Annotated in this window: 11 protein-coding genes; 5 read left to right on the forward strand and 6 right to left on the reverse strand. The window is 54.3% G+C overall.

All coding sequences use genetic code 11. The annotated features are described in order from the left end of the window. Nucleotides 1–19: 19 nt before the first annotated feature. Together AC6RA4_RS06940 and AC6RA4_RS06945 are read right to left on the reverse strand one after the other, a co-directional pair. Nucleotides 20–1,288 carry a Druantia anti-phage system protein DruA gene (locus tag AC6RA4_RS06940; RefSeq protein WP_500158730.1) on the reverse strand — a complete coding sequence of 423 codons (1,269 nt, stop codon included), beginning with the start codon at nucleotides 1,286–1,288 and terminating at the stop codon, nucleotides 20–22. Between the two features lie 522 nt (nucleotides 1,289–1,810). Continuing rightward, on the reverse strand, nucleotides 1,811–2,440 hold the full coding sequence (locus AC6RA4_RS06945; protein WP_500158732.1) for a hypothetical protein: 630 nt from the start codon (nucleotides 2,438–2,440) through the stop codon (nucleotides 1,811–1,813). 318 nt (nucleotides 2,441–2,758) lie between these two features. Between AC6RA4_RS06945 and AC6RA4_RS06950 the strand changes: the two genes are divergently transcribed. Both AC6RA4_RS06950 and AC6RA4_RS06955 read left to right on the forward strand, forming a co-directional pair. Then, nucleotides 2,759–3,421 (forward strand): hypothetical protein, encoded by a 663-nt coding sequence (locus tag AC6RA4_RS06950; protein ID WP_500158734.1) that lies wholly within the window; start codon nucleotides 2,759–2,761, stop codon nucleotides 3,419–3,421. Nucleotides 3,422–3,482: 61 nt separating this feature from the next. After that, nucleotides 3,483–3,674 carry a hypothetical protein gene (locus tag AC6RA4_RS06955; RefSeq protein WP_500158736.1) on the forward strand — a complete coding sequence of 64 codons (192 nt, stop codon included), beginning with the start codon at nucleotides 3,483–3,485 and terminating at the stop codon, nucleotides 3,672–3,674. A 276-nt stretch (nucleotides 3,675–3,950) separates the two neighbouring features. On the opposite strand, the gene AC6RA4_RS06960 is transcribed toward AC6RA4_RS06955, so the two are convergent. Continuing rightward, complete coding sequence (locus AC6RA4_RS06960) at nucleotides 3,951–4,160, reverse strand: hypothetical protein (protein WP_500158738.1); 210 nt, start codon at nucleotides 4,158–4,160, stop codon at nucleotides 3,951–3,953. Nucleotides 4,161–4,522: 362 nt separating this feature from the next. Between AC6RA4_RS06960 and AC6RA4_RS06965 the strand changes: the two genes are divergently transcribed. Both AC6RA4_RS06965 and AC6RA4_RS06970 read left to right on the forward strand, forming a co-directional pair. Continuing rightward, nucleotides 4,523–5,971, forward strand: coding sequence for a radical SAM protein (locus AC6RA4_RS06965; protein ID WP_500158740.1), 1,449 nt, complete (start codon nucleotides 4,523–4,525; stop codon nucleotides 5,969–5,971). 245 nt (nucleotides 5,972–6,216) lie between these two features. Further along, the gene (locus tag AC6RA4_RS06970; protein WP_500158742.1) at nucleotides 6,217–6,537 is read left to right on the forward strand and encodes an H-NS histone family protein; all 321 of its coding nucleotides are present in this window, start codon (nucleotides 6,217–6,219) and stop codon (nucleotides 6,535–6,537) included. A 54-nt stretch (nucleotides 6,538–6,591) separates the two neighbouring features. On the opposite strand, the gene AC6RA4_RS06975 is transcribed toward AC6RA4_RS06970, so the two are convergent. Continuing rightward, nucleotides 6,592–6,789 (reverse strand): hypothetical protein, encoded by a 198-nt coding sequence (locus AC6RA4_RS06975; RefSeq protein ID WP_500158744.1) that lies wholly within the window; start codon nucleotides 6,787–6,789, stop codon nucleotides 6,592–6,594. Nucleotides 6,790–6,903: 114 nt separating this feature from the next. After that, on the reverse strand, nucleotides 6,904–8,499 hold the full coding sequence (locus tag AC6RA4_RS06980; RefSeq protein WP_500158746.1) for a hypothetical protein: 1,596 nt from the start codon (nucleotides 8,497–8,499) through the stop codon (nucleotides 6,904–6,906). Between the two features lie 626 nt (nucleotides 8,500–9,125). Between AC6RA4_RS06980 and AC6RA4_RS06985 the strand changes: the two genes are divergently transcribed. Continuing rightward, the gene (locus AC6RA4_RS06985) at nucleotides 9,126–9,740 is read left to right on the forward strand and encodes a glutathione S-transferase family protein (protein ID WP_500158748.1); all 615 of its coding nucleotides are present in this window, start codon (nucleotides 9,126–9,128) and stop codon (nucleotides 9,738–9,740) included. A gap of 10 nt (nucleotides 9,741–9,750) precedes the next feature. On the opposite strand, the gene AC6RA4_RS06990 is transcribed toward AC6RA4_RS06985, so the two are convergent. Beyond that, nucleotides 9,751–10,433, reverse strand: a 683-nt coding sequence (locus tag AC6RA4_RS06990; RefSeq protein WP_500158760.1) for a class 1 fructose-bisphosphatase, incomplete at its 5' end; no start/stop codon positions are given.

Genomic DNA, 10,433 nt, shown 5'->3' on the forward strand with positions numbered 1-10,433 from the left:
TGAGACGCCCACCTTCGCCTCACAAATACATTTCCTTGGCGTCCTCCCAAGACGCTCCCAGAAGACCATCCTTGAACTCAACGCTGTGCCGAAATTTTCCATTCGCCTCAAGTGATGCAGCTCGCTTACGTGCTTTCTTGCGCCAATAATCCGTGAGAGCTTCAGGCGAGTTGTCGAACTTCGGCTTCAGCGCAACGGCTTCGATCTCTCCGCGCAAGAAGGCATCCGTGTTCTGGTACAAGCGAGAGAAATAGATCCCCCTGTTGTGCCCGGATCGAAAGTCAGAAGTGTCGATACCAAGATGCTGGTAGCAAAAAACGCGAGCACGTTCGTTCGCGCTGCGCCTCAATGGCTGACCGTTTTCGCGCTTGGCTTCATATAGCTCCCAGTACTTCTCGGGATAGTGATACGCCATCCACGACTTCATCGCCTTGAGACTATCACGGTCGGGTCGAAGCGCCGTTTCACCCGGCGACTCTCCACACCTCTTCCAGTACGTCTTCATCCCGTCATACTGAGTGCCGCCAACTCCCGCGCCATAGAGCGAAGTCGTCGTTACACCAGCCAGCACATCCCCGTAGAGACGTTGCCACATATCTGCCACAGGACGTGAGATTGCGAGCAACGCCATCAGCTTGCCGCCTAGGAAGTTGAACCCAAGAGGCTGCGTTGGAACAAGCACAGAACCAATCGCAGTGTTGTTCAAGCGTTCTGGCAGCCCGTTCTTCGTCGGCTTCTCCATCCAGCCGATCGCGTCATCACGCCCCTTCAGCTGGCCGAAGTCGCCAGCAACGCAAATGATGCCAAGATATTTCTTGCTCGACTTATCCCGAACCAAGAACCGAATAGACCGACCCAGGTTTCCTCCGTGCTCCATGCTAGAGACAAAGTGCCTCAGAATCTCCCAGTCCTCGGAAAGTGGGTCAGGGTTAGACATAAACGCAATCCGTTCCGATCCCCAAATGCTGACGCGGGGTACCGGGAATTGTTTTTGAACAACGATCAGCTCCGGCTCTACCGTCTCTATGTCTTCTGGCCCGGATGGACAGAAGATGTTTCGTCTCACCCGCCGAATGCGACGCATTGTTTGGCTATCGTTGAGGTCGAACTCCTCGTTGACCTGCATCCAAGTACGCCAGAGTGTGTACTCTTGACTTGTCATCGCCTTTGCGAAAGCGAGGCTCGCCAACACTTGGTCACGGAGGTGTTGAGTGTCGACATCTTCATGGTTTTGCGCCGACAGCCATTTATTGAACTGGTACCTCTGATCAACATTCAGTTCTGCCAAGGCCCACCTCCATAGATATCGCCTGCGAACAGGCCACACTCCTGCGCGGATCCGCGCAACGAAAATTAAACCACATAAGACGACCTACCGGAAGCAAAGTCACACGCCTCAACGCCACAAAACGATCGACCACAATGATCAATATAGAGGCAGACGAATAGCAACCCTAAAACACACAGGCTGGCATAAATTGCGCAACATAACAACGAGTATTAACGCTCCCGCGCAACATATCGTCACAAAAGCACGCCAATGAGCAATATATTCACCGACCAACGCCCAGCACGACATCGCAAAAATTGCGCACATAGTTCTTTATTAGATAGAGAGATAGAGAGATAGAGAGATAGAGAGATAGAGAGATAGAGAGAGGCATCACGATCAATAACCAATAGTACATGACCACCCCACCAGTGCGTATAGACTAACCCTCCAGCCATTCCAGCCATTCCAGCCATTCCAGCCATTCCAGCCATTCCAGCCATTCCAGCCAAGAATACTTACCACCGACCATCCACAATATCATCCACCCATCGTGTGTTGCAACATCAGGCTCTTCCATTCCCTTCCCTGAACCTCACCATAGACATAAATCAGGTCACTGAGCTCCTGCCGTGTCATAAGTTCTTTCCCAACATCACCACCGACAAATGAATGTTTGTACCTTGTGGGATCCTTGAACCCGTAGGAAGCGACCTTTCTCAAATTCTCTAGAAACTTCTTATCCTCATGGAATTTCTGGACGTACAATCCACACTCACTGACTTTATACAGCTTCCTGCCATCGATGTAGTAGTCCTGTCCGATGGCGTTCGCTAACTGCTTCCTAGATCCGCTGGTAATTCCATGCCAATGAACAAGTAGAACTGCTTCTTCATTACCTTGGATCCACCCCATATTCTTGGAGTATGGTGTCAACTGGCGTATTTGCTTCTGCTTCTTAACGCAACCTTGGCTCGCATCATGAAGAAGAGCTTTAAAGTTGACCAGTTCGAACTCATAGTTGCCTGCCACCCAGAATGGCTCCGTGGATTTACGTTCTCTTATCCTCTTCCATCTCTTTCCGTCATAACCCAAAGCTCTTTTCACAACATCCACATCAAGAGAAACCAGCCCAACATACCCACTAACATGGAGGATGTGTTGGTTCATGAAGTCACTACAAACGCTGCGAAAATTAGTGAAAAAATTAATCAAAAAATTTTCGTCAGCACTTCAAAACTACATAAATACTACTGTACCCGTCAGCGGGGGCACACCCTCAAAGAATTTTGAGGGAGTAGATACATATAAATACACATACACCTTGGATCAAAGACTCGGCTAGAGGCACATTCCTGCAGCGAAGACATTTTCGTTCTTTCCAGCTTGACCACTGAGGCGAAAAGCATCCTGCGGGATGCTAATGGTTGAATTGTGTCCAGATCACAAAAACACGTTAGTAACACAAACTTTAGAAAGTTACAAAACATGAACATTAAAGACGAAGCAACACCAAGAACAACAGCAACAACCAAAGAGTTTGTAAAGGCAATTGAAGCCCACAAAACGAGAATGATTTCTCAGATGAAGAAAGATCCCAGTTCTACAACCGAGATCACCGAACCAGGTCTCTACTTCATCACGACCACATATAAAGAACTTCCAAAGTCGTTATCCGATCCAAGCATGGCAAGATCAAACACCAGGTACAATCACTACCATCCAGAATCTATCATTCAAGTGACTTATGATCGGCAATCCAAGTTCTATAAACACATCTTAAATCAAACGGTTCCTTCTCACCACTTTCCAAAGAGGAGGAAAGATTACCCGATCTTCTTTTCATTTATTGACCTATCAGGATCGAGGTTCAAACGAGCAAGTTTTACAAAGATGCCTCACACTCACTCCTTGGCTATCATTCCACCGAAGACGCTTCCTCGCTTCAAGAAACTTATTGAAGGCGATTTTCGGAGAAGCCCTGACCTCCCGAAAACAAACCAGATCTTGACCTGTCATTGCAAGAGGATGAATTGGCGTCAAAAAGAGCTAAACAAGGTCGTAGACTACTCATCGAAGTTTTATCGCTCCGGATACGCCAAGTGCTTTTCAGAAGAGGTTACGTCAAAAATCTTTGCGATGTATGGGTGAAGAGACAGAAACCGAAAAATGTATAAATAGATACATACACAGAAACCATTTGGAGAAGAAAATGACAAAAGATCTTAGATACAAAATTTATATGAAAAGAGCCGCACTTCAGGCTCACCTCGAAACCATGGACGAGCTTATCTGCAGTCTCGAAGACTCTCGCGATGATACCGAAGAAGCCGTTTTCGACAAACTGAAGAAAGAAGACCGGAACTTCGCAGTTTGCTGGCAAAATCTTCTGGAGAGCAAGTAATGGCAGTCACCTACGATAAGACATACCGACCGATCCACCTCAACGTGGACGCTGACCTGCTCGGTCGCTTGGACGAGTATAGATCTCCATCGATGCCTCGTTCGCAGCACATCCACGCCGCGCTGGAGCTCTACCTGGAGCATCTACACGAGAAAGGGACGCGCAAGTCGCTGTGGACGATCCCGCGGAGGTCAGATCGATGATGGGATTCAAGGAATGGCTGAAGAAGCAACAAGAACAGGAAGACAAGAAGACGGGGCAGTGATGCCCCGCTTGTCATTTCCACTCGTACTCATCCTCGACAGCCATCTTCGCCGCGTTCACAAAATCCCGCTCGTCATCCGTCATCACGCGCCAAAATTTCGACACCGACGCAATGGTCATAAGAACCGTGACCACGCCTTCTGCCGACCGAAGATGTTCACCTGCCTTCAATTGCGCATCCAACGCGTCCAGACGCGTCTGGATCTTCATCCGTACGTTCATGTGGTCTCCTGATGTGAGGGGTATTCACGATCAGGACCGAGCGACGGACGCACGCGATGGCAACCATCCGGCTTTTCATATGTGAAAAATTACAGACCCGTAAGAACGCCGACCTACCGCTGAGACTTTCTCATCATTGCCCCAGCGGCGCTCGCTTAGGAAAGTCCGAGCGAGATCAGACTGCAGCCATTTCGCTGCGCATTCTAAAACTTCGAGAGCGTTTGCAAGTTGTTCCTTTTGCTGTTTAGGGTGCTGGTTCGCTCCTAGAACACGGATTTGCCCGCACTATGCCCTCCGTCACCCACCCTCTTCTTCCTGACCTCAGCAGGCACAACAGAAAGGACAAACAACCGAGTCAATCCATGCTTCCTTCGGATGGAGGCAGCTACCGATGCCCTTGGATTGAAGACAGCATAACCATTCTGTCTGATGGCACTGCGACGTGTGGACTTGACGATAGCGATGGTCTGAGGTGCTTTGGAAATATCAAACATCAGTCGCTTTCCGAGATTTTTGCAAACCCAGAATATGCGCGGCTACGTGAGGGGCTGGAGCAGGGCAAACGCTGTCGAGATTGCTCCCTTTTTCAGGACAAATCCGGACCGCATCCCGAAAGAGGAGCACTACCCAAGCGATTGGTTGTTGAGCCCACAATCAGATGTAATCTGCGCTGCCCGCAGGCGGCATGCTTCGCTAACAACAGCGCCGCTCACTTGACGCGTGACGAGCCCGATCTTTCCCGGGATGTTTTGGATCAGGCACTTTCAGAGGTCGGAGGGCAGTTGGAAGAGGTGTACTTTTTCAACTACGGCGATCCGTTCATGCACCGCGAAGCTCCGAAGATGGTTGCAGACATTCGCAGGCATAGTCCTGGTGTAAAGATCGTCACAAGTACCAATGGCATACCGCTAGCGAGTGCTAAGAAGGCGCAAGAGCTCGTAGCGGCAGGTCTGGATCACATCGTGTTTACGATCAGTGGAATGACGCAGGAAAGCTACTCGGCATATCATGTGAATGGGCGCTTAGATACAGCGCTTCGTGGCTTAAGACATGTCGCGGAGGCTCGACGTGAGGCTGGGATAGAGCATCCGAAGATTTCATGGCGATATCTCCTGTTCCGTTGGACTGATCAACCTGAAGAGATTGATGCCGCGATCGAGCTTGCAGAGGAGCTCGGTGTCGATGACTTCAATTTGTACTTAACCCACATTCCGGAGGATGGCTGGTCTTACAGAATGGCTGAGGGCACACCAGGTTTCGCGCGCTACAGGAAGTGGGTAAATGTCGCATTCGGCTATAACCGTCCTGATGCTCCTCGACATGGTGTCTACCCTCCAGAAGAGCTTCCGCTCTTCGGCCCAGCCCGGTGGACGACTTGGCGGCCAACACTTCCAGCGTGGGAGGAGAACGGAGAAGCCCGGCTTTGGCTATCGACCAATGCGCCAAGCGCATTCGACGGTGGCGTTGATGTCTACATTCGGACGCCGTGGCGCAGAGTGTTTAAAGCCCGTGTGCCGTATTGCCGATGGGGTGAGATCAAAATCCCTGTGCCGTTTCCAAAGGGAGACGGATCGCAGCACCGTGTCGAAGTGATTTGTCCCGATGCCTGGTTCCCAAAGGATGAGCTCGGTGTCGATGACTATCGATGTCTTGGCGTGTTGACGACAGCGAAGCCCAGGGGGAGCCTCCCAAAGGAAACTGTGAAGGTTTCGTCGGCGTCTCCAGTCGCCCATAAATCTGCGCTGATGACAAGAAATGGCGGCTCCTTGATCCCGGTTCCGTCAGCACTCTTCAAAGCCTTTGACGGATAGTGTTCGATGGGACAATGCAGCGGGGCAGAGCACACCTCGAAAAAGCTCGCCCCGAAACACTTGTCAGAACGATAAAGATTCGAGTGCCGACAAAAATTCGTCGATAAAAACTCTCAGATTGACGCCACCCACCTGAGGGTTTAGTCAGCCATCCGCAAAACACCCCATACCGATCGCCGGGAAGTTCATTTCGGGTCGCGGTATTCGATGGTATTGTTACCCCCCTCACGGACACGGAGAAAACCATGCCCCTCAATCTTACAGAGATGTCGCTAGACGACCTGAAACAGCTCGAAAAAGATGTCGCAAAAGCGATCAAGACCTACGAAGAACGCAAGAGAAAGGAAGCAATCGCGGCAGCTCAGGCTGCAGCGCGAGAACATGGCTTCAACCTCGGAGATCTTGGCGTCGAAATCGAAACGAAGAGAAGCAAGTCAGTCTCGAAGCCCAAGTATCGTCATCCCGAAAACCCCGAGCTGACTTGGACCGGGCGTGGACGCAAGCCGAACTGGTTTGTCGAAGCCCGCGAAGCCGGCAAGTCGGAAGAGGACATGCTGATCGTCTAACTTGGTCAGTTTGCCCCCAAGATCATAAGACGAGGCAACAGCGCCTCGTCTTTTCTATTCCCACTTATGCTCTTCCTCGACAGCCATTTTCCCCGCGTTCACGAAGTCCCGCTCGTCGTCCGTCATCACACGCCAAAACTTCGACACCGACGCAATGGTCATCAGCACGCCGATGACACCCTCCGCGGACCGAAGATGTTCACCTGCCTTCAGTTGTGCTTCCAACGCGTCCAGACGCGTCTGGATCTTCATCCGTACATTCATGCGCTATCCTGATGTGAGGAATATTCACGATCAGGACCGAGCGACGGACGCTCAGATTGGCAACCACCCCATCCCAGTTCTGAAATGTGACCGCCGACACGCTCATATTACCAACATATCACCGTTGATTATTGAGAGATCAGTGGCCGTGAAACGCACATAAGTTTCGGAAAGTTCGAAAACTGCTCCCGGCCCGTCTTGGCGGAAGGCATCGAGCGCATCACGTTCACTTTCAAGATTGAAGGCAGTCAAGTCGATGTAGTCCCAAGGCTGAAGATCTCCGACAGTGTCGCGGCCAGGACTGAACGGTGTGAACACGAAACGATCAGCGCCACGCCCACCGAAGAGGATGTCACCTCCATCTCCACCGACAATGACGTCATCTTTGCGCTCATTTCGCATCCATTCGGTCAATCCCGCATCGCTGGCCATAACCAACTGACCCGCTGCGAATTCAGCCCGACCGAGGCTATTTGCGAGAGCAGCTTCAGCCGCATCAAGCACTTCTGTACCGGATGGCAGGGAAAGATTCTCGAGAACTTGCGCTGCGAACGCTCGGTCCGTGATGACGGGATGAGCGTTGCGAAACTCGGCGGAGGCAATGAATCGCTCTGAAAGTCCGACGAGATCAAGGCCCTGATCGATCCGCGCGCCCCAGTTGGAGAAACCGGTCACATCTGGATCGCGGCCAAGCAGCCCCCGATAAGCCGAAAAAACCTCGTCTTCCCAGGTGGACTCAAACTCGCCGGCCGCGAAGAGTGTCGCGGGCAGCGTGTTTCTATTCTCGAACTCAGCGCTGGTCACAAACGACTGTGCGATGATGAAACGGTCATAGGAATTCGTATCGTTAAGCAAATTGAGCCAAGCGATACGCCCCGGATCATTGTCCACGACATCCCCACGCAGGCGCGCGTAATAGAAGTCGATCAGTTCAGCGTTCGACATCTCCCCCCAAAGATCGACGAATTCTGAGCCAGTCATGATCTCTTCGGCGACAAGATTAAGCCCACCGCCATAAGAAGAAGGGTAGATAGTTTCCACCCCTCGCTCAAGCTCCGTGGATCCCGGATTGCGACCGAGGAGGAAGTTGTACAGGCCGTAGATCTGCTGAATTTCTACCAGATACCAGTCCTGCGGGGTGTGGTCGTCGCCGAAGATGATGTCATCACCGTCTCGCCCAAGCAGGGTGTCTGCGCCGTCATAGCCATGCAGGGTCTCATCATCACTGCGTCCTTCGAAGATCTCAGCGACATCGTAGCCCCGAACCTCTCTTCGTGTGTAGCCCTCGAGAAGATGAACAAGCTCCGGCTGTCTGTCTGGGAGGTCGGCGAGTTCTTGCGGCAGATGCTCGTAAAGCGCGAGTGCAGTGAATGTGTAAGGCATCTGCGTGTTCACGTAAGAGCTCACTGCAACATAGTAATCCCCTTTGACCTTCGAAGTAACCGCGGCGGCACTTCCACCGCCATATCCAACCTCGACCTGATCAGCGGGCACTCCCGAGCTGTTGTAGATTCCCTCAATATATGCGGGGTATTCCGACGCCGAAAAAGCGTACGTTGTGTCAGCTTCCAGCGCGACTCTAAACCAATCGACATCTGGCTCTTCGACGCCCGGCATATAGTCGATCACACCCGCCGCTACGCCGCCTATTGTAACCGAACCATTGGTGCTTGGGTCCGCGGGAAAATCGTCGGCCATCGTCTCCTCCTCGTTGGCTACGGCACGCCGAGTTTCCAAAACCGACGAGGCACGATGCAATGATATCGATCAACAATCCCCTGAAATCCCGCTCGCCCCCTCAAAGCCGAGGCCATACAGGCTCGGGAAGGCAACCATCCCGCTTTTCATTTGTGAAAAGTGAGGAGCACTGGAACCCAGCCTGAGAACGAACTTTGCAACGCGATCAGATTGGGCTTCCCGATCATACCACTGCATACGCATCTCATCTCGAAGCGGCAGATGCCCGACGCCCAACACCAACTGTCACCTGAGGCTCGGCAAATGGTTCGCTGACCGTCAGTGCCGAGACTGCCCCCGCAGATGAATAAAAGCTAATCTGGCAAAAATTACTTAGACACAGTTTTAGACAAAGCCTTGTAACCTTTTGATACGTCATGTGGACGGTGTCATCATAATCCGCGTGTCGGGGGTTCAAGTCCCTCCTCCGCTACCAAATCCTCCCACAGACGAATGCGCAGCCCGGCGGTCGGTAGAGCCTGCGACAAGCTTTGTACCGCGAGGCTCCGGAATAGCGGCGCGTTCAGGAAGCCGTTGACAACACGGCCCTTAAACGCACCTTGGTCTGATCCAACCGAGGAGCCTCCATGCCCGAGCTTCACCTTTTCGGACATCCCGACAGCGGCCATGCCTGCAAGGTCGCACTGGCGCTGTCGCTGACCGGCCTCGCGCATCGCACCACCAAGATCGACATCTGGGCCGCCCCCGAGAGCCGCCCGGCAGAGTTCCTTGCCATCAGCCCCTTCGCCGAGGTCCCGGTGCTGCTGATCGACGGCGCGCCGGTGTTTCAGTCCGGCGCGATCCTGCTGGAGCTGGCGCAGCGCTTCTCGGTACTGGGCGGCGACACACCCGAAGGGGTGAGGCGCGGCCGCGAGATCCTGATGTGGGAGGCCAACCGCATCGGCATGTGCCTGCCTCAGCTCAAGGAAGCCCGCCGCCCCGGCAGCGCCGGCCTGCCGGCTGACGTGGTCGCCTGGCTCACCGCGCGCTACGAGACCGACCTGCGGAATTTCGAACGCCTCCTGGGAGAGGCGCGGTTCCTGCACGGCGATGCACCCGGGATCGGGGATTGTGCGGTCTGGGGCTACGGGCAGTGGCTCGCAGAGGCGGGGGTCACCCCTTCGCCCGCCATGGCACGCTGGCGCGATGCCATGCGCGCCCTGCCCGGCATGAAGACGCCCGAGGCGCTCTTTCCGGCCTGAGCCGCCCCTCTCACCCCTCGCCGGCGAGGTAGCGGGCGAGCGTCTCGATCTCGTCCCTCGCGCCGAAGGCCAGCGCCACGTTCTGGTGCGGCGTCTCGGGGATCAGGTCGAGGATACGGGTGGCGCCGTCGGTGGCGCGGCCGCCGGCGGCCTCGATCATCAGCGCGATGGGGACCGCCTCGTAGGCCAGCCGCAGCCGGCCCTGCCGGTAGCCCTCGCGGCGGTCGGCGGGGTAGATGAAGGCGCCTCCCTTCAGAAGGATGCGGTGCAACTCGCCCACCGCCGCCGCCAGCCAGCGCATGTTGAAATCGCGGCCGCGCGGGCCGTCCTTGCCGGCGCGCAGATCGCGCGCCCAGGCCTGCAGCCCCTCGGGCCAGTGGCGCTCGTTCGAGGCGTTGTAGGCGATGGTCGAGGTCGTGGGCTTCAGCGTCACGTCGCGGGCGCTCATCCGAAAATCCTGCCCGTCGAAGGTCGCGATCTGCACCCCCTGCCCCGTGGTGTAGCCGAAATCCAGCGAATGCCCGAACGAGGCATAGCCCGCCGCCACCGCCTCCGAGCCACGCCGGCGGAAATCGCGCGGCCCGGTGGGATAGATCACGAAGAGCATGCCCAGGGGCGCGCCGATGCCGATCGAGCCGGAGCCGTCGATCGGGTCGATGGCGATGTCGTAGAGCCCGTCGGGATCCAGCGTCT

Source organism: Salipiger sp. (assembly GCF_059781815.1).

Coding starts and splice junctions, on each gene's coding strand:
- AC6RA4_RS06985 (WP_500158748.1), top strand. CDS start 9,126: ATGCCCGAGCTTCACCTTTTCGGACATCCCGACAGCGGCCATGCCTGC.
- AC6RA4_RS06960 (WP_500158738.1), bottom strand. CDS start 4,160: ATGAACGTACGGATGAAGATCCAGACGCGTCTGGACGCGTTGGATGCG.
- AC6RA4_RS06970 (WP_500158742.1), top strand. CDS start 6,217: ATGCCCCTCAATCTTACAGAGATGTCGCTAGACGACCTGAAACAGCTC.
- AC6RA4_RS06965 (WP_500158740.1), top strand. CDS start 4,523: ATGCTTCCTTCGGATGGAGGCAGCTACCGATGCCCTTGGATTGAAGAC.
- AC6RA4_RS06945 (WP_500158732.1), bottom strand. CDS start 2,440: ATGAACCAACACATCCTCCATGTTAGTGGGTATGTTGGGCTGGTTTCT.
- AC6RA4_RS06950 (WP_500158734.1), top strand. CDS start 2,759: ATGAACATTAAAGACGAAGCAACACCAAGAACAACAGCAACAACCAAA.
- AC6RA4_RS06975 (WP_500158744.1), bottom strand. CDS start 6,789: ATGAAGATCCAGACGCGTCTGGACGCGTTGGAAGCACAACTGAAGGCA.
- AC6RA4_RS06955 (WP_500158736.1), top strand. CDS start 3,483: ATGACAAAAGATCTTAGATACAAAATTTATATGAAAAGAGCCGCACTT.
- AC6RA4_RS06980 (WP_500158746.1), bottom strand. CDS start 8,499: ATGGCCGACGATTTTCCCGCGGACCCAAGCACCAATGGTTCGGTTACA.